Below are 17,363 nucleotides of genomic sequence, written 5' to 3' on the forward strand. Positions count from 1 at the left end.
GATGCCTGCTGCTGCGGGGACTGCACTGGCGTGAGTCCCCGCAGCATCGGGTGCGGCCTGCGCTGGCGTCAGCGGCTTACGGCAGGGAGTAGGCGATCACGTAGTCGCCACGGTCGGTCGACTGACGCGCACCGCCAGCGGTGATCACGACGTATTGCTTGCCGGTCTTGGGCGAGGTGTAGGTCATCGGGCCGCCTTGGCTGCCCACCGGCAGGCGGGCTTTCCAGATTTCGCTGCCGTTGCTGCTGTCGTAGGCACGCAGGTAGAAGTCCTGGGTGCCGGCGATGAACACCAGGCCACCTTGGGTAGACAGGGTGCCGCCGAGGGTCGGCAGGCCGATCTTGATCGGCAGGTGCATGCGAACGCCCAGGGGGCCTGTGTCTTCGACAGTACCAACCGGCACCTGCCAGGCGATCTGGCGGGTCTTCATGTCGATGGCGGTCAGGGTGCCGAACGGCGGGGCCTGGCACGGAATCCCGGCGACCGACAGGAAGCGGTTCTTGTTCACCGCATACGGGGTGCCCTTGAGCGGCACCGCGCCCATGCCGGTGTTCAGCGCTTCGCCACCGCCAGCGGCGGCGCCTTTGTTCTGCGACGGGATCATCTGGATCCACAGGCCCAGGCGCATGTCGTTGACGAAGATGAAGCCATGCACGGGGTCGGTGGAAATGCTGCCCCAGTTCATGCCGCCCAGCGACCCAGGGAAGCTCAGCGACAGGTCTGTGCCGGGTGCGGTGTACAGCCCGTCGTAGCGCATCTTCTTGAAGTCGATGCGGCACAGCAGCTGGTCATACGGGGTAGCGCCCCACATGTCCGACTCGGTCAGGGTCTGGGCGCCGATCTGCGGCATGCCGACCGATTTGGGCTGGGTCGGGGAGTAGGGCTCGTTGGGAATGTTACTTGGCTTGACCGGTACTTCATCGACTTGCGTGAGCGGCTTGCCGGTGGCGCGGTCGAGCACGTAGATCTGCCCGGCCTTGGTCCCGATCACCACTGCCGGAACGCGTTGGCCGTCGTCCTTGGTGAAATCGATCAGGCTCGGCTGCATCGGCAGGTCGAAGTCCCACAGGTCGTTGTGCACGGTCTGGTAGACCCACTTCTGGTTGCCGGTGGTGGCGTCCAGGGCCAGCACCGAGGCGCCGTAGGTGTGGTCCAGCTTGCTGCGCTCGACACCGTAGATGTCAGTGGACGAAGAGCCCATCGGCAGGAACACGGTGTTCATCGCCGGATCGTAGGACATCGGCGCCCAACTGTTGGGGGTGCTGCGCACATAGGTGCTGCCGTCGGCCGGTGCCTGGCGGTCTTCAGGATTACCCGGGTCGAAGGCCCAGCGCATTTGCCCGGTGATCACGTCGAAACCACGGATCACGCCGCCTGGCATGTCAGTCTGGACGTTGTCGGCGACGCGCCCGCCCACCACCACGGTGGTGCCGGCCATCAGCGGCGCGGATGACAGCTGGTAGTAGGAGTCCGGCACATCACCCAGGCCGGCCATCAGGTTGACCTGGCCGTTGTTGCCAAAGCCCTGGCAGAACTCGCCGGTGTCGGCGTCCACGGCGATCAGGCGACCGTCGATGGTGTTGGTCAGCAGGCGACGCTGGCAGTTGGCACCGGCCGCTACGCTGACGACGCTGATCGGCGAGCTGTTCGGCTGGGTGGGCTGGGCGAGTGGGGCGCTGGCATCGAAGTAGGCCATGCCTCGGCAACGCTGCCAGACCTTGGACTGGGCGTTGATCGCGTTTTTCCACAGTTCCTTGCCAGTGTCGGCATCGAGGGCGATCAGGTTGTTGTGTGGGGTGCAGATGAACACCTTGTTGCCGATCTGCAGTGGGGTCAGCTGGTCTTCTGCGCCGTTGCCGTCGCTGATGGCCACGTCACCGGTGTGATAGGTCCAGGCCACCTTGAGCTTGTCCACGTTGCCACGGTTGATCTGATCGAGGGCGGCGAAGCGGCTGCCACCTTCGGTGTTGCCGTAGTGGGCCCAGTCTTTCTGTTCCTTGCCGGCTTCGACCGGGCTCAGGCCAGGGCCCTTGCCCGTGGGGACAACGCTTGGGTGAGCGACGAACATGTTGCCGACCGCGATCACCAGTACCACCGCCAGCACAGCGGCCACGCCATAGGCGCCACGACCTGCTTTGGTTCCCTGGGCACGGGCCAGCATTGGGTAGACCAGCGCGACCACCAAGCCAATCGCGCCGAACATGAACAGGCGCGAGAACAGCGGCCAGAACACCAGGCCCGAATCGGCCAGGGCCCAGATCAGCGTGCCGATCAGAAATGCGGCGTATAGCCAGGCGCCGGCAGGTTTGCGGCGTGCGATGAGCGCGCCGGCGATTGCCATGGCCAGGCCGCCGATCAGGAAGTACCAGGAACCGCCCAGGCCGGCCAGCTTGACACCGCCGGCGGCCAGGAGCAGGCCGAGCAGGGCAATGATCACGCCCAGGCCGACTAGGATGAGTGTGGAGGCGCCAGAGGCGCGCGGGTTGTCTTTCATGCCAGGTATCTCGCAGGTGGAATGCGGCGCAGTTTAAGCCCTTAGCAAGCTAATTAACAAGTTAGTACATTTACATTCGGGACCGATTGTCGCAGGTGTAAATGCGTCGGGCTGTGGGGAAAAGTGTAGATCGGGTGGCGAAAAAGGGCTTAAAAAGCGGCGCTCCACGTGATGGGCATGTCATCGCCTCTCGACCATCGTCGTAGAGGGGCGGGTCAGGGCGCATTGCTATCAGCCTGGATAGAACACTGCCAGCCACACGGTCGTTACCCCGGCTTCGGTCCATTCCACCCGATGTTTGCAGTGCGGTGGGATGTTCAGGTGATCACCGGCGCGCAGCACGCGCGTGTCGCGCTCGTGGGCCAGGCGCAGCCCGGCGCTACCGCTGAGCACCGCCACCCATTCGCCTTCGGGCTGGTCGTACCAGAACCCCGGCGGGCTGGCCTGGCCGCTGGAGACGATACGTTCGATACGTAGGCCCGGGCGGCTGAGCAGGGCGTCGAACTGTTCGGCGGCCTGAGGATCGATGGCGGGCAGGGCAGTGAAGAGGTTGTCGGGCATGCGCGTCTCGGCTGTGGTTGATTCCAGGCCCTGATTGTAGGAAGGTTCCGGGCTTTGCCCACGGATATTCGCATGGACAAGCTGCTGGCGATCAAGGCGTTCATGGCCACTGTCGAGGCTCAAGGCTTTTCGGCGGCGGCGCGCCGGCAGGGCGTTGCGACCTCGTCGGTGACCCGCCTGGTGGATGCGTTGGAGGCAGAGCTGGGCGCCACCTTGCTCAATCGCTCGACACGCCAGGTTAGTCTTACCGAAGCCGGTGCCGGTTACTACCAGCGTGCCAGGGACATCCTCGAAGCCCTCGCCGAAGCCGATGCGCGGGTCGCCGACCGTGGCGAGGAGCCGATTGGCGTGCTGCGCCTGTGCCTGCCCGTGGAGTTCGGCCGGCGGGTGATCGCCCCACACCTGGGCGGCTTCCTCGCACAGCATCCGGGACTGGAGTTGGACATCGACCTCAGCGACCGCTTCGACGACTTGCTCGAGGGGCGTTACGACCTGACCATTCGCCTGGGGGAGCCGGCCCCCAGCGACGAGTTGGTGTGTCGACAGTTGGGACGTTTCCAGCGGTGGCTGGTGGCCAGCCCCGAGTATCTGGCGCAACAGGCGGTGCTGGAGCATCCCCGGCAACTGCTCGCTTGCGCCTGCCTGCGCTTTCGCTATGGCCAGTCAGCGCGCCCCTGGCGCATTCGCGGCGACGGCCAGGACCTGGAACTGGACGTCGCTGGCCCGTTGCGCAGCGCCAATGCCGACCTGCTGCGGGAAGCGGCCCTGGCGGGGAGCGGGGTCGCGCTGTTGGCCGACTGGCTGGTGCGCGAGGATGTCGCAAGCGGGCGCTTGCAGCGCCTGTTCGCGCACTGGCAGGTCAGCCCTGGAAGTGCCAGCGACGCGATCAATGCCTTGTACCTGCCCAATCATCGTGGGTCTCGACGGGTGATGGCGTTCGTCAACTTCGTCGAGGGGCTGCTGATCGACTAGCGTTGCGCACTGCGCAACGACCTATTGCGTGGGCGATGGATTCTACGCAACGCCAAGCTGCGCCAAGATGCGCCTACATTCCCACGTGCACCGAGGCTTCCCCATGCTTCCCTCTCTTGCTGTCGCCCAGCCATCAGCCCCAGGCCTGAGCCGCGCCCTGGTGACGCTGCTGGCCTTCTGCTGCGGCGCCATCGTCGCCAACATCTACTATGCCCAGCCCATCGTCGGTTTGATCGCCCCGGACCTGGGGCTGTCCGCCGAGCATGCCAGCTGGATCGTCTCGCTCACCCAGCTGGGCTACGCCCTTGGCCTGTTGCTGCTGGTGCCACTGGCCGATCTGCTGGAGAACCGCCGGCTGATGATCGCCACGGCGGTACTGGCCACCGTCAGTCTGCTGCTGGCGGGTACCAGCGGGCATGGCCAGGGTCAGTTGTTCCTCGGCTATGCGCTGCTGATCGGCTTCAGTTCGGTGGCGGTACAGATGCTCATCCCACTGGCCGCGCACCTAGCGCCAGAGCAGCAGCGTGGCCGCGTGGTGGGCAACATCATGGGCGGCCTGTTGCTGGGCATCCTGCTGGCCCGGCCGTTGTCGAGCTTGGTGGCTGACCACTTTGGCTGGCGCGCGGTGTTCGTCGGCGCGGCCGGGGTGATGCTGGCAATCATCCTGCTGCTGGCCTTGACCCTGCCGCGCCGGGTGCCGGAGCACAAGGCCAGCTATGCCCAACTGATGGCGTCGTTGCTGGTGCTGCTGCGCCGTTATCCGCTGCTGCGTCAGCGCTCGCTGTACCAGGCCCTGATGTTCGGCGCTTTCAGCCTGTACTGGACCGCAGTGCCGCTGGCCCTGGCCGGTGAGTATGGCCTGTCGCAGAGCCAGATCGCGCTGTTCGCCCTGGTCGGTGCTGTCGGTGCGCTGGCGGCGCCGCTGGCTGGGCGCCTGGCCGATGCCGGGCATGCGCGGCGCGGTTCGCTGCTGGCCATGGGACTGGCGCCGCTGGCACTGCTGTTGGGGTTGAGTGCGCCGGGTGCCGGGGTGATCGGCCTTGGACTGACCGGTGTGCTGCTGGACTTCGCCGTGCAGATGAACATGGTAATCGGCCAACGTGAGGTGTACGCCCTGGACCCAGCCAGCCGCGGGCGGCTCAATGCGCTGTACATGACCAGCATCTTCCTTGGCGGCGCGCTGGGTTCGGCATTGGCCAGTGCGGTTTATAGCCAGTTCGGCTGGAGTGGCGTCGCGACGCTGGGGGCGGGGCTGCCGGGGTTGGCTCTGCTGGTGTTCCTGATCAAGTCGCGGCGCGCCTGAGGTGGCGACCGCTGGGCAAGTGCGGCACCGACTGGCCGCGCGACGCGCTCAACGGGTCAATGGCAGCACCACGCCAATCAACGCGAACAGGCTGCCACACCCCCGGTTGAAGCCCTTGCCGCCCTTGGCCAGCCAGGGCCGCACGCGAAAGGCCAGGCGCGCCAGCAGGTACTCGACCACGCATTCCACGCTGGCAAAAGTCGCCGCCATCACCACCAATTGCACCAGCAGGCCCCGTTGTGGGTCGATGAACTGGGGCAGGAAGGCACCGTAGAACAGCAGCACCTTGGGGTTGGCCAAGGCCGACAGCAGGCCTTGGCGGAACAACCCGGCGTTGTCCAGTCTTGCGGCGTTCGCAGTCTGCGCCAGCTGCAATGCCGGGCTGCGCCACAGTTGCACTCCCAGCCACACCAGATAGGCGCCGCCGACCCACTTGAGCACCGTCAGCACCGAGGCCGAGGCTTGCAGCAGGGCGCTCAGGCCGAACATCGCCAGGGCGATCAGTGCGCTGAAGCCAACCACCCCGCCGACGATGGTGAACAGCGTACGTCGAGCGCCATACAGCGCCCCGTGGGTGAGCGCCAGCAGGCTGTTGGGGCCTGGGGTCAGAGAAAGACCGATGCTGGCGAGCAGGTAGATGAGCCACGTGTCGAGTGCCATGCCGATGCCTTTGTGTATTGGACGGGGCCAGTGTAGGGCCGGCAACGGCTTTTGCAGGGTATGATCTGGTCATTCGACGGTAATATCTGGACAAGCCCATGACCCCTGATCTGCGCCTGTTGATCCTGCCGCTGCCTGAGTTCGCGTTGTTGCCGTTAGGCGCGTTCCTCGACAAATTGCGCTTTTCCGCCGATGACGAGGATTACAGCCGGCAGCGCTACTGCACTTGGCGCATTCTCGGCCTGGACGCCGAGCCGCTGGTGTCGAGCAGTGGTGCGGCGCTGCAAGTCGACCTGCTGCCTGCGCAGGTCGACTGGCAGGCATTCGATTACCTGGTGGTGTTCGGTGGGCGCAGTGCTGCTGCCACGGCGGCGCTGGCGACGCGCTATACCGCGCTGCTCAAGCGCGCGGCCAACGCATGCGTGAAGCTGGTGTGCATCGACAACGCGGCATTCTTGCTGGCAGCTTGCGGTTTGCTTGATGGCCATAAAGTGGTACTGCACTGGCGCCATGAGGCCGAGTTTCGCACCGCGTTTCCACGGATTCAGGTGTTGACCGAGCAGTTGTACTGCTTCGACGGTGGACGCATCAGTTGCGCCGGAGGCACTGCGGCCATCGACCTGGCGGTGGCGCTGATCGCCCGTACTAGCGGTCGGGAGCGTGCGCTCAAAGGCCTGGCCGACATGCTGGTGGACGAAAGCCGCGACAGTCGCCACGCGCTGCGTTCGCTGGACGCAGCGCCCGGGCACGCACGCCAGGTACAGCGGGCGGTGGCGTTGATGCGTCATCACCTGGGCACGCAGGTGTCGGTGGAGCAGTTGGCGGCGACGCTTGGGATCAGTCGGCGCCAGCTGGATCGACAGTTCCAGGCGAGTTATCAGATGAGCGCCAAGGCTTGGTGGCATGAAATGCGTCTGCAACAGGCGCGTTGGCGATTGCTCAATTCGAGTCATGGCCTGGGGCAGATCGCCGAGGAGGTGGGCTTGGGCGATGCCAGTTACCTGGGCAAGTGCATCCGCCAGCGTTTTGGCTGCACGGCGTTGGCGTTACGGCGCCAGGCGTTGGCTGGATAGGCGCAGCGCCCCTTCGCGGGTGTATTGCGCGAGGGGGCGAGCAGTTTCACTGCGGCGTTGCGAACAACCCCGTCCAGTAGATCCCGGCATCGCTCTTCGGGTCCACGGCATAGGCCGCGCCCATTTCGCGGTAATCGGGGTTCATCAGCGTGGCGCAGTGCCCAGGGCTGGCCAGCCAGCCGTCGACCACCTTGCGCGCACTGTCACGGCCGGCGGCGATGTTCTCGCCGATCTGCCGGTACAGATAGCCGGCAAGTTCGGCGCGGTCGCCTGGGGTGCGACCGTCCTTGTCCAGGTGATCGAAGAAATTCTGGTTGGCCATGTTGCGCGTATGGTTGGCAGCCACTGCCGCCAGGGTGGTGTTCCAGCTCAGCGCCGGTGCGGCGGGGAAGGGCTGGCCGCCACACTGGCGCGGTACGTTACGCGCCGCGTTGACCTCTTGCAGCAGCTTTTGGCCCTCGGCCTGCCAATCGCCCAGGCGGCCGCTGAGCAGCGGCCGGGCCAACACGATGCGCCAGTCGCGACCCTCCTGGCTGACGCCGATGTCGACGAACTGCGGATCGAGTATCACCTGGCAGAAGCTTTCTTCGATGGCCTTCATGGCCGCGCTGGCATCGCGCGGGCCAGACAGGCTGATGGCCTGCACGTTGACCATCGGGTAGGCGGCACGGCTCATGGCCTGTTGCAGGTCACGGGTGCCTTCGGGCGACAGCGCCAGGCGGGTGTCGCTGTTCAGCGGCCCCAGTTCCAGCGATGCCTCGCCGCCGCAGCGCTGGGTCTGGCTGCGGTAGCTGTTGATCGTATCGATCAGTTGCGCTTCTTCGCCGGTGAAGGCCGAGGCACTGGCCGAGGCCAACAGGCCCAGCGACAGGCCGAAAAGGCAGGCAACGGATGGGACGCGCATGTGGATCTCCCTGTAACTGGCAGCGTCGGGTTTTGCGCTGCTCATCCTACACAAGCCCAAGGCGTTTGGCCCGGTCCCGTGCGCTGTGCATGAACGCCGGGGCTATCGGCGGTTCATGGCAAAAGAGGGAATAGACCGTAGTCTGGCCGAAAAGTGCGACAACCTGTGCACGTTAAGCAGGATTGATCCAAGGCATGTCGCAGTCACCTCGCCGTGCTCGTGCGTGGTTCGCGGCTCCTTGTATTAATCGACACTGCACACGCATGGCTGTTCCGCGGTGCCGGCTGCGCAGGCGGTGACAAACCCGCTCACCGCGAGCGCCCCTGCTAGCGCGCCAGCGCCTGGTTGGGCTTGTAGAACAGGAAGTGCGTGGTCTGCGCAGTGCGCCGGTAAGCCTTGGCCCACGCGGGATGCACGCTGCGATCATGGAAATACAAGGCGCCATCGGTGGCGTCCTTGAGCTGCTGGTTGAGCGCCTTGCGCGCGATTTCCTTGGCCACTGCGTAGCGCTCGGGCTCCTCGACCTGGTCAGGGCGCCCGTCGCACCACCAGGAGAACTGGCAGCTCTTGCTTTCCACCCCCTGCTTGACCACCGCGCAAATGCTGTCGGGGAAGCCGTCATGGCCCACGCGGTTGAGTACCACGTTGGCCACTGCGCTCATGTCCTCGGCGTCGGCGCCTTTGGCCTCCCAGTAGAGGGTGCGCGCCAGGCAGGTGATGCTGTCGTCCATGGGCGCCTGGCCCACCGGGTCTACCGCCTGGACCTCGGCGGGGGTGATCTTTTCCTTGGGTTTGGGCGGGGGTGCGTCCTCGACCACTTTTTGTTCGAGCACCTGCGCCTTGTCTTCGGCGACCGCCGCCTTCTGGCTGTCGGCGGCGCTGAGTGGGGCTGTGCACAGGGCCAGGGAGAAGCCGAACAGCATCAGGTGAGCGCGCATGGTCGAGTGTCCGCTGAGAAGGTGACGGTGAGTCTAGCTGCGCGCCGTCAACTCAGGGTCAGGCTCAGCATCAGCGGCAGGGTGATGGCGGCGGCCACGGTTTGCAGGGCGATGATGGTCGCCATCAGCGGCGCGTTGCCGCCCATCTGGCGGGCCATTACGTAGGATGAGGAGGCGGTCGGCAGGGCCTGGAACAGCACCGCCACCACCGCTGCCGGGCCGCCTAGACCGAGTAGGCGGCACAGGCCCCAGGTGGTCAGCGGCATGACCAGGAACTTGAACAGCGAGGCAGCGAGCAGTGGTTTGGCCTGTTGGCCCAGCCGTGCGCCGCCCAGCGCCGCGCCCACGCACAGCAGCCCTAGCGGCAGGGCCGCCTGGCCCAATGCCTTGACCGTTGGTTCGAGCCCCGCCGGCAGGCCGATGCCAGTGACCCGCAGCAGCAGGCCACTGGCGCAGCCGATGATCAGCGGGTTGGCGAAGATCGCCTTGAGTACGCTGAGCGGCGAGCTATGACGCGCGCTGAAGCGGGCGAACACCAGTACGCAGAGCAGGTTCACCAGCGGCACGATCGAGGCGTTGGCCACGGCCGCCAGGGCGATACCTGCGCTGCCGTAGATCCCACTGGCTAGGGTCGCACCGATGTAGTTGTTGAAGCGCACGCCGCCTTGGAACACCGAGGTGAAGTCAGCCCCATCGTGGCTGGCCGCGCCCTGGTAGAGCAGCAAAAGCAGGGCGCCGAGTAGCGTGGAAAGCATCAGCACGCCGACCATGCCCAGCACCGGTACGCCGTCGAGGTTGGCGGTGGCCAAACCGTGGAGAAACAGCGATGGCAGCAGCACGTAGTAACTCAGGCGTTCTGCCCCTGGCCAGAATGTGTCGGCGAGAAAGCCGCGCACCCGCAGCCAGGTGCCCAGGGCGATGAGCAGGATGATGGGGGCCAGGGTGGTCATCAGCAGGTGGAGCATGTTCGTCGGTCCGTGGTCGGGTACCGGCACAGGTTAGCGGAGGGCAGTCAGCAGAAAAAACGGTGTTTTCTGCAGTGACCATTGAGAAAAACTCAACTGTATGGACGCAAGGCCTGGTGTGGGCCGCTGGTGTAGCGCTTACGCCGTGGTTCGGTTTGGCTCGAAACACTCGCTGCAATCCATCCGCACATTGCGCAGCTTCGCTGTGCGCAGATGCGCCGCATACAGCGGTTCGGCGAAATAGCCGATCAATAGCGTGCGTCGACGACCGCCCTGCACGTTCAGGCTGCCGGCATGCACCAGGTCGACGTCGAACACCAGGATATCGCCGGCCTGCCCACTCAGTTGCTGCGTGTGCGACTCGTCGTCGAAGTTGAAGGGCGCCTCGCCCACGCCTGGGCGGTGGCTGGCCGGGACCAGACGGGTGGCACCGTTGTCCGGGCCATAGTCGTCGAGAAACGCCAGGGCGCTCACGCTGTCGCCCGGGCGTTGGCTCGACAGGTCACGGTGCAGCCGTTGATGGCCGCCACCGGGCATCGGTTCGCGGCCCTCGACCTGGGCCAGGAAGAAACGCTCGCCAATCAGTTCACCTGCCACTTCCAGTAGCGCTGGCAGGCGACACAAGGCCTGCACCGTGGGGTCGTGGTCGAGCTGTGCGTGGCGCCAGTCGTGGCCGCGAGGTACCGGCCATTGATCGCTGGGCAGGTAGCCTGAGTCGAACGTGGCGCGTAGCCCTGGCAGCCAGTGGCTGGGTATGGCCCCGCGCAGCAGGGCGTATCCGCTTCGATGCAGTTGTTGGCGATCCATCATGTCGTTCCCGGGCGCTAGGGGCATCGGGCGATGGTAGCGGCGCTGGACCAGGATGGCGAGTTGTGGCTCAGAAATGCGCCTTGAGTGCCTGCCGATAGAAGTCGAACGCATCCCGCGCCCCTTCGATGGCGGCCTCTTGCTGCGCGGGCAGCAGGTCCAGCCCGTCAAGCAGGGCGACGAATGCGCGCCAGTGCAGGCCACGCCCCTCGGGGTGGGCGGCCAGGTGGCGCGCGCCATGGCTTGCCCCCAGGCCGATCAGTTGGCTTTGCTTGAACAGGAACGCTGCGCCCAGGTTGGAGCCTTCGCTGCAATACAGCCAGCCGATCGCGTGCCAGGCGTCCGCAGGTTCCACCGACTGCGGCTTGGCCGGCACGTCCAGGCCCAGGTCGCACAGGTCGGCGCACACCGCCTGATAGCGCGGCAGCTCGCGCAGGCCCGGTAGCAGCGCGTTGAGTCGAGGCTGCTCGTAGAGTGCGTCGATGGCGCCGTGGAAGGTGTGTTGCAGGCGCAGGAAGCAGCCGTAGCGCTCCAGGTTCTCGAAGGGGCGGGCCGCCATCACCAGGGTGTCGACGCTATCGTGGTCGCTGCTGGAGCCGGCCTTCAGGCGTTTGCTCAGAGGCAGTTCCGGGATGGCTTGGAGCAGGGCATTCATGATGTCGTTCCAGTCAGGATTCGGGTTGCCTGCATGATGGTCAGCGACGCGGCTTCGGACAACCGGCTGACCATTAAGAATGCTTAAGGCCCGCGCCAGGGTCTAGAACGCCGACTCGCGAATCACCACCACCAGCGCCCGGCGCAGCGCTTGCAGCAACGGGCTGCGCGCAGTGCCTGTGATGATAGCCGTACCGCGCAAGGTCGTCAGGTCTGTCGCGTCAGCGGCCGCTGGGCTGAGCAGCACCCGGTACAGCGCCTGCTCCGGTTCAGGCACCTGCTGGGCATCGAGCTTGGCGGCCAGCGCCCCTTGGTACACCGAGGCCAGTTCCGGGGCCGAGGTGAGCTTGCCGGTGGCGGTCTGGCTGACATCGTCCACGTTCAGTCGCAGGCGCGCCCGACTGGCGTCCTCGGGCACGAACCAGGCCTCGGCACCGGCCAGGATGCGCTCGCGGTCGGCTTCGGTGACGAACGCCTCGACCCGTAGCTGGCGCTCATCTACCAACGTGCCCAGCCATTCGCCGGCTGGCAGCCATTCCCCCGCCGCCAATGGCTCGGCCAGATCTGCCATGCGCCCGGCAAACGGGGCGCGCACCTGCAATTGCGCCAGTTGATCCTGTAGCGCCTGACGCCGCTGCAAGGCCACCCGTAGCTCATCCTGGGCCACCGCCTGGCGTGCGGCGCCTTCGCTGGCGCGCACTTGCAGGCTGCCTTGCTGGCGCAGCAGGGCGATTTCCTGCTCCAGGCGCGTCAGATCGTGTTCCAGCCCAGGCGATACCAGGCGTAGCAGAGTCTGCCCGGCGTGTACCGACTGGCCGGGCTCGACTTCGATCGATTGCAACTGGGCATCAGCCGGGCTCACCAGGATCGCCTGCTGCTCGGCGCGTAGCAGCGCCGGGGCGTCGATGCGGCTGCTCCACGGCAGGATCGACAGGGTCAGCGCCAAGGCCAAGACGCCTGCGAATGTCAGGGTGTTGCGGTTCATGCGGTAGTCCTTGCGACGTTGGTGCCAGTGCCCAAGCTCCTGCCAGATCGGTCGCAGGATGAAGTGCACGATCTCGACGACGAACAGCAGCACGCCGAGCAACTTGAAGGCAAAGTGATAGACCAGCAGGGCAATTCCCAGGAACAGGAAAAAGCGGTACACCCACGTGGCGAAGGCATAGCCCAGCATTACCCGGTGCAGCCATGCACTGAAGTATTCCGGGCGTGGGTCCCCCAGGCCGAACAAGGTCTCGCGCAGGCGCCAGCGCGCCAGGGCGAAGGCGCGCTCTTGCAGGTTGGGCACATCCAGCAGGTCGGCGAACAGGAAGTAGCCGTCAAAGCGCATCAACGGATTGAGGTTGACCGCAAGCGTGAGGATCCACGTGGTACTGGCCAGCATGAACGCCGCACTGCGCAGCGGGCCGTCGGGCAAGAAACTCCAGGCCAGCGTGGCCCAGGCCGCCAGACACAGCTCCACGCCCATGCCGGCAGCGCCGATGGCCAGGCGCTGATGGCGTCGGGTCAGGCGCCAGGCACCGCTGGCGTCGGTGTATAGCACCGGCCACAACACCAGCAAGGCCACGCCCATGGTCGGCACCCGGCAGCCGAAGCGCTTGCAGGCGTAGGCGTGGCCAAACTCATGCAGCACCTTGCTCAGGCTCAAGGTACAAGCCGCCAGCAGCGCACCTTCCAGGCTGAAGAAGTGCAGGAACGTGTGGGTGAAGCTATCCCACTGGCGTGTGGTCAGGTACAGCCCCAGCAGCGCGGCCAGTACGCTCGCGATCACGAAGCCGCGCCCGAACACGCGCTGCACCGTTGGCAGGGTGCGCTCGAGAAACGCGTCCGGGCGCAGCAGCGGGATGCGGATCGACAGGTAGTGTTGCAACAGCCAGCCGGCCCAGCCAGTCTGGCCGGCCTCGCTACGCTGACGCAGCTCGCCCAGAGCACTTTCGCCCGCCACATCGACCAATTGCTGGCTGCGCAGGAACTGCGCGAACTGCTCAACTTCCTGGGTTTGCATGGCCAGGGTGGTGCGTTGGCTGATCGCTTCGGCGACCCCCTGGGCGCTGCCTGCGGGCCAGTGGGCGAGCATTTCTGCCTCGGGCCAGCCGATGCGGTAGAAGCGGCCACGGGCCGGGTCTTCCAAGGTCCAACTGGGCGAGCCATCGCGCGAGCGGGGGCCCGGATGCAGGCGCAGGCTGCGGCGCAGGGCTGGCAGGCGGGCTTGGCCCGGGGGCAGGGCAGGTGCGTTCATCACCACCCCAGGTACACGCGTGCGGCGGCCAGCGGGCGACGCAGCAGGTAGTTGAACAGCAGCGTGCGCTCGCCATACAGCTTGGCGGTGCCTTTGAGACCCACCCGCAGGCGCGGGTCGTCTTCGCTGAACGCCGCTTGCAGGCGGTAGGCCATGGTTCCGTCACTGCTGGGCGAGGCGCGGTAGCCGTGGCGTTGCAGGGTCGCCTGCAGTGGGCTGCCGGGTTGGCTGTTGAGGAACAGGCGTACTTGTGCGCCGGGCGCCAGGGCGATGGCATCGGCCACCGGCAACAGCACCTCCAGGCGCGTATCGCGTGGGTCGGCCACCTGCATGATGCGCTCGCCCAGCGATACCGGGCGGCCGATCCAGTCGCTGGGGTCGTCGAAGATCGCCACCCCATCGCGGGGGGCGAGGATACGCGTGCGTTGCAGGTTGCCTTCGAGGTAGGCGACATCGGCGCGGGCCTGGTCGCGGCGGGTTTGCAGCTCGGCGAGCTGCGCCTTGGCGCGTTCGTCGAACAGCGCCTGCTGGCGGGCCTGGCGCAGTTGCGCTTCGGCGGCGGCCAGGCCCTGGCGGGCGTTTTCCAGGCGGCTGTCCAGCTCGCGACGGTCCAGCTGCACCAGCGCCTCGCCCTGGCGCACGGTTTGGTTGGGTTGGACCAGGATGCGCTCGACCACCGCCTGCAAGGGGGCTCGCAGCACCGCAGGCTCGCGGGCGACGATCTCGGCGGGGGCCAGTACGCTCTGGTGCACCGGCAGCAATGCCAGCGCCAGCGCCACGGCGGCGCCGATCATCACGGCGCGCTTGGGGCGTCGACGCAAGCGCTGCAACAGCGCGGGCTGGCTGTGCTGCGTGAGGCTGGCCCATGCGTGGGAATAGGCGTCTTGCAACAGTTGCAATAGCGCACGCTCTGCATTGCCGGGAGCCCCCTCGCGGCTCAGCAGCAAGGCCCCCAGCCATTCTCCGTCGCGTCGACGCAGCGGCAACCAGATCAATTGCGTGGCCAGGTAATCCGGCCACGCCTCACGGCTTTCTGGGGGAGCATCTGTGCAGCTCAGCACGCGCAGTTCAGTGGCCTGCGCCTGGCCCTGCCAGTACTCGCACAGGCGCCCCAGCCACTGCACGAAAGGCGCGTTGGCCTCGACCTGGGACAAGCCCGAGCAGTGCGTGACCCCCGGCCCGCCGACTTGCCACAGCAGGGCTTCGTGGTAGTCGAACAGTTGGCGGCTGTCGTTGACCATCAGGAATCCCAGTCCGCTCAGGTCGGCTTCAGCGCGGGCGCGGCGCTCCAGTTGCAGCAGCAGCGCCATGCGCTCGGCGCGTGTGTCCCGGGCGGGCCGTACGGCAGCGTTCACGATCCGGCTCCTGGCGGCGCGAGCAAGGCCACGCCACTCATGCCCGGCAGCAGTGCCGAGGTGTCGCCGGTCATGCGCGCGAACACCTTGAGCGACTGGCTGACCGGGTCGATGGCGGCGCCCAGGCGCTCGACCTGGGCCTGGTAACGCTGGCCGGTTTCATCGAGCTGTACCTCGAATGTCTGCCCGGCCTGGAGCCAGCCGAGCCAGGCCGACGGCACGATCAGCTCCAGCTGATAGACACTGTCGTCGTAGATGGCCAGCAGCTCGGTGCCCTCGGCCACGTGCTGCCAGCGCTGCACCATGCGCTGCGAGACACGTCCGGCGAATGGCGCATTCAGCGTGCAGCGCCCGAGCATGGCCCGGCCCACGCCGCTTTCGGCCTGGGCGATGGCCAGGTCGGCGCGGGCCTGGGTGACTTCGCTCTGGCTGATCGACTCCAGCGCATCGAGCTTGCGCGCCACGTCGAGCTTTTTCTGCGCCCCGGCCAACGCGGCCTGACTACGGCTGAGCTGGGCCTTTTGCACCGAGCAGTCGAAGGCCGCCAGGCGCTGGCCCTGCTTGAAGGTATCGCCTTCCTTGACCTCCAGTTCCACCAGCTTGCCGCTGATCTCGCTGGACAACACGGTCTGGCGGATCGGGCTGAGCTGCACCCGCAGCTCGCCGTCTGCACGGTCGGCCTGGGCGCGTTCGGCGGCTACCGCCACCAGGATCGCCAGGATGGCCGCCCACTTGCGTTGCCTAGCGGCCATGGTCGTGCTCCACCGGCACCAGCTCGGCCCCGCGCAACGAACCCAGGCTTTCCCACATATCCAGATGCACGACCTGGCGTGCTACTGGGGCTGGCGTGGCCTTGGCCAGCACCGGCAGCGGTGGGGTGAGCGCGACCTGCTGGGCGGCGGCGATACCGGCCGGGATCTGGCCCTGGTTCAGGCGCACGCTGTTGGCGGCGATGGCCTGGCTCAGTTGGGCGATGCCGGCGCCGGCAATACGCTCAGGCAAAGGATCCAGGCCGGCGGCCTGGTACACCGCGCCATGCGCCACTTGCAGCTCGGCATAGGCGCGATCCCGAGTGCGGGTCGCCAACACGGTTTCGGTGGCGGTGCGCACACGCTCCAGGCGGCTTTGCGCCTGGCTGGCGTAGGCCCGCTCGCTCTGTTGGTAGATGCCACGTTGGACCTGTTGCAGTTCGCTCGAACGCTCATACACCTGACTGGCGCGCTGGAACTCGCGCCAGGCCACGTTGACTTGGGTCAGCACGGCCATGCGCATGGCTTGGCGGCGCAGCGCGGCCAGTTGCTGGCGGCTCTCGCCGGTCTGCTTGACGCTGGGGTAGGCCAGGACGTTGAGCAGGTTCCAGCTCACCTGCAGGCCGGCGTCGGCCCAGTGATCATTGACCAGGTAGCTGTTGCTGTCGTAGTTGCTGCCGACGAACAGGTTGGCCCCTGGCAGCAGCTTGAGCAGCGCGGCGCGCGATTCGAGCACGGCGTTACGCGCCTGGTAGCTTTCGCTGCGGATCTCCGGGCGCTGGATCATCGAGGTGACTTCCAAGTCGGCCAGATCGTAGGCCAGCGCTGGCCGGGTATAGCTGCTCTCGGCCGGTGCAGCCAGGCTGTAGGCGGTGTTCGGCGGCAGGTTCATCAGGCTGGCCAGGCGCGCCTTGGCCACCGATAGCTCAGCGTCCACCACTTCCAGCTGGCGGACCATCTCCAGCAGGCTTTTCTGGTAGCGCAGCGATTCGATTGGCGCCTGCAAGCGTTGGCGCTCGCCTTCGCGGGCTTGCTCCAACGCTGCGCGGGCATCGCTCAGGGCTTGTTGCACCTGGGGTTGCAGGCGCTCGGCGCCGGCTGCCTGCCAGTAAGCTTCACGCACCTGCTGGACGATGTCGGCGACTACCTTGCGGCGCGTTTCCTCAGCGGCCAGGACCTTGTTGGCCTGGGCTTTGGCGCTGAAGTAGCTGACGCCGAAATCCAGCACGTTCCACGAAAGGCGCAGGTTGGCGTCGCGGCTGGCGCGGTCGGTACTGGTGGAGGGTTCCAGCGATTGCCGGCCAGTGGTCACCGACTCGCTGGAGGAGCCCGCCACGTTGTCGCGCCCGCGCCAACCGGCGCTGGCCGCCAACTGCGGCAGCAGGCCGAGGTTGGCCGTGCTCAGGGTGTTGTCCTCGAGTTGGCGCTGCATCAAGCCGACGCGCTGTTGCACGTTGTACTTCACGGCGCGGGCCATGGCCTCTTCGAGGGTAACCGGTCGGGTCAATGGCTCTTGTGCAGCGAACAGGCTCTGGCGGTCGGCGTTGGACTCGGCCAGTTGCTGCTCCGGGGTCAGCGGCTCGGGTTTCACGGCGCAGGCTGACAGGCCCAGGGTGGCGCAGGCGATGGCCAGGCTCAGCGAGACGCGGTTCAAAGTCGTGCGGGTCATGTGTTCAAGCGTCCTTGATG

General features: G+C 66.5%; 15 protein-coding genes. 3 read left to right on the forward strand and 12 right to left on the reverse strand.

Features of this window, described 5'->3' with window-relative positions; genetic code table 11:
• Positions 1–76: 76 nt before the first annotated feature.
• Together FEM01_RS01075 and FEM01_RS01080 are read right to left on the reverse strand one after the other, a co-directional pair.
• Positions 77–2,494 carry a glucose/quinate/shikimate family membrane-bound PQQ-dependent dehydrogenase gene (locus FEM01_RS01075; protein WP_138217440.1) on the reverse strand — a complete coding sequence of 806 codons (2,418 nt, stop codon included), beginning with the start codon at positions 2,492–2,494 and terminating at the stop codon, positions 77–79.
• 231 nt (positions 2,495–2,725) lie between these two features.
• Positions 2,726–3,055 carry a cupin gene (locus FEM01_RS01080; RefSeq protein WP_138217441.1) on the reverse strand — a complete coding sequence of 110 codons (330 nt, stop codon included), beginning with the start codon at positions 3,053–3,055 and terminating at the stop codon, positions 2,726–2,728.
• Positions 3,056–3,127: 72 nt separating this feature from the next.
• On the opposite strand from FEM01_RS01080, the gene FEM01_RS01085 reads away from it, so the two are divergent.
• Positions 3,128–4,027, forward strand: a complete 900-nt coding sequence (locus tag FEM01_RS01085; protein ID WP_138217442.1) for a LysR family transcriptional regulator — start codon at positions 3,128–3,130, stop codon at positions 4,025–4,027.
• A gap of 103 nt (positions 4,028–4,130) precedes the next feature.
• Complete coding sequence (locus FEM01_RS01090) at positions 4,131–5,330, forward strand: MFS transporter (RefSeq protein ID WP_138217443.1); 1,200 nt, start codon at positions 4,131–4,133, stop codon at positions 5,328–5,330.
• A gap of 48 nt (positions 5,331–5,378) precedes the next feature.
• Here the strand turns inward: FEM01_RS01090 and FEM01_RS01095 are convergent, their stop codons facing one another.
• Positions 5,379–5,990 carry a LysE family translocator gene (locus tag FEM01_RS01095; protein WP_138217444.1) on the reverse strand — a complete coding sequence of 204 codons (612 nt, stop codon included), beginning with the start codon at positions 5,988–5,990 and terminating at the stop codon, positions 5,379–5,381.
• A gap of 98 nt (positions 5,991–6,088) precedes the next feature.
• On the opposite strand from FEM01_RS01095, the gene FEM01_RS01100 reads away from it, so the two are divergent.
• A complete protein-coding gene (locus tag FEM01_RS01100; protein ID WP_138217445.1) occupies positions 6,089–7,063 on the forward strand; it encodes a GlxA family transcriptional regulator in 975 nt (324 codons plus the stop codon).
• 46 nt (positions 7,064–7,109) lie between these two features.
• Here the strand turns inward: FEM01_RS01100 and FEM01_RS01105 are convergent, their stop codons facing one another.
• From FEM01_RS01105 to FEM01_RS01145, 9 genes are all read right to left on the reverse strand, one after another.
• Positions 7,110–7,967 carry a CAP domain-containing protein gene (locus FEM01_RS01105; RefSeq protein WP_138217446.1) on the reverse strand — a complete coding sequence of 286 codons (858 nt, stop codon included), beginning with the start codon at positions 7,965–7,967 and terminating at the stop codon, positions 7,110–7,112.
• A gap of 326 nt (positions 7,968–8,293) precedes the next feature.
• A complete protein-coding gene (locus FEM01_RS01110) occupies positions 8,294–8,905 on the reverse strand; it encodes a cell wall hydrolase (protein ID WP_138217447.1) in 612 nt (203 codons plus the stop codon).
• 47 nt (positions 8,906–8,952) lie between these two features.
• Positions 8,953–9,870 carry an AEC family transporter gene (locus FEM01_RS01115; RefSeq protein WP_138217448.1) on the reverse strand — a complete coding sequence of 306 codons (918 nt, stop codon included), beginning with the start codon at positions 9,868–9,870 and terminating at the stop codon, positions 8,953–8,955.
• Between the two features lie 138 nt (positions 9,871–10,008).
• Positions 10,009–10,680 carry a phytanoyl-CoA dioxygenase family protein gene (locus tag FEM01_RS01120; protein WP_138217449.1) on the reverse strand — a complete coding sequence of 224 codons (672 nt, stop codon included), beginning with the start codon at positions 10,678–10,680 and terminating at the stop codon, positions 10,009–10,011.
• Between the two features lie 67 nt (positions 10,681–10,747).
• Positions 10,748–11,332 (reverse strand): biliverdin-producing heme oxygenase, encoded by a 585-nt coding sequence (locus tag FEM01_RS01125; RefSeq protein WP_138217450.1) that lies wholly within the window; start codon positions 11,330–11,332, stop codon positions 10,748–10,750.
• 102 nt (positions 11,333–11,434) lie between these two features.
• Positions 11,435–13,570, reverse strand: a complete 2,136-nt coding sequence (locus FEM01_RS01130; RefSeq protein ID WP_138217451.1) for an HlyD family efflux transporter periplasmic adaptor subunit — start codon at positions 13,568–13,570, stop codon at positions 11,435–11,437.
• The gene (locus tag FEM01_RS01135; protein ID WP_205884539.1) at positions 13,570–14,925 is read right to left on the reverse strand and encodes an efflux RND transporter periplasmic adaptor subunit; all 1,356 of its coding nucleotides are present in this window, start codon (positions 14,923–14,925) and stop codon (positions 13,570–13,572) included. Before FEM01_RS01135 ends, FEM01_RS01130 begins: the two co-directional genes overlap by 1 nt.
• A complete protein-coding gene (locus FEM01_RS01140; protein ID WP_138217452.1) occupies positions 14,922–15,677 on the reverse strand; it encodes an efflux RND transporter periplasmic adaptor subunit in 756 nt (251 codons plus the stop codon). Before FEM01_RS01140 ends, FEM01_RS01135 begins: the two co-directional genes overlap by 4 nt.
• Positions 15,667–17,343 carry a TolC family protein gene (locus FEM01_RS01145; RefSeq protein WP_138217453.1) on the reverse strand — a complete coding sequence of 559 codons (1,677 nt, stop codon included), beginning with the start codon at positions 17,341–17,343 and terminating at the stop codon, positions 15,667–15,669. The genes FEM01_RS01140 and FEM01_RS01145 overlap by 11 nt, the downstream gene beginning before the upstream one ends.
• Positions 17,344–17,363: the final 20 nt, after the last annotated feature.

The organism is Pseudomonas mosselii (genome assembly GCF_005796105.1).
GTDB lineage: Bacteria > Pseudomonadota > Gammaproteobacteria > Pseudomonadales > Pseudomonadaceae > Aquipseudomonas > Aquipseudomonas mosselii_C.

Coding starts and splice junctions, on each gene's coding strand:
- FEM01_RS01140 (WP_138217452.1), bottom strand. CDS start 15,677: ATGGCCGCTAGGCAACGCAAGTGGGCGGCCATCCTGGCGATCCTGGTG.
- FEM01_RS01115 (WP_138217448.1), bottom strand. CDS start 9,870: ATGCTCCACCTGCTGATGACCACCCTGGCCCCCATCATCCTGCTCATC.
- FEM01_RS01120 (WP_138217449.1), bottom strand. CDS start 10,680: ATGATGGATCGCCAACAACTGCATCGAAGCGGATACGCCCTGCTGCGC.
- FEM01_RS01095 (WP_138217444.1), bottom strand. CDS start 5,990: ATGGCACTCGACACGTGGCTCATCTACCTGCTCGCCAGCATCGGTCTT.
- FEM01_RS01085 (WP_138217442.1), top strand. CDS start 3,128: ATGGACAAGCTGCTGGCGATCAAGGCGTTCATGGCCACTGTCGAGGCT.
- FEM01_RS01080 (WP_138217441.1), bottom strand. CDS start 3,055: ATGCCCGACAACCTCTTCACTGCCCTGCCCGCCATCGATCCTCAGGCC.
- FEM01_RS01145 (WP_138217453.1), bottom strand. CDS start 17,343: ATGACCCGCACGACTTTGAACCGCGTCTCGCTGAGCCTGGCCATCGCC.
- FEM01_RS01110 (WP_138217447.1), bottom strand. CDS start 8,905: ATGCGCGCTCACCTGATGCTGTTCGGCTTCTCCCTGGCCCTGTGCACA.
- FEM01_RS01105 (WP_138217446.1), bottom strand. CDS start 7,967: ATGCGCGTCCCATCCGTTGCCTGCCTTTTCGGCCTGTCGCTGGGCCTG.
- FEM01_RS01125 (WP_138217450.1), bottom strand. CDS start 11,332: ATGAATGCCCTGCTCCAAGCCATCCCGGAACTGCCTCTGAGCAAACGC.
- FEM01_RS01075 (WP_138217440.1), bottom strand. CDS start 2,494: ATGAAAGACAACCCGCGCGCCTCTGGCGCCTCCACACTCATCCTAGTC.
- FEM01_RS01100 (WP_138217445.1), top strand. CDS start 6,089: ATGACCCCTGATCTGCGCCTGTTGATCCTGCCGCTGCCTGAGTTCGCG.
- FEM01_RS01130 (WP_138217451.1), bottom strand. CDS start 13,570: ATGAACGCACCTGCCCTGCCCCCGGGCCAAGCCCGCCTGCCAGCCCTG.
- FEM01_RS01090 (WP_138217443.1), top strand. CDS start 4,131: ATGCTTCCCTCTCTTGCTGTCGCCCAGCCATCAGCCCCAGGCCTGAGC.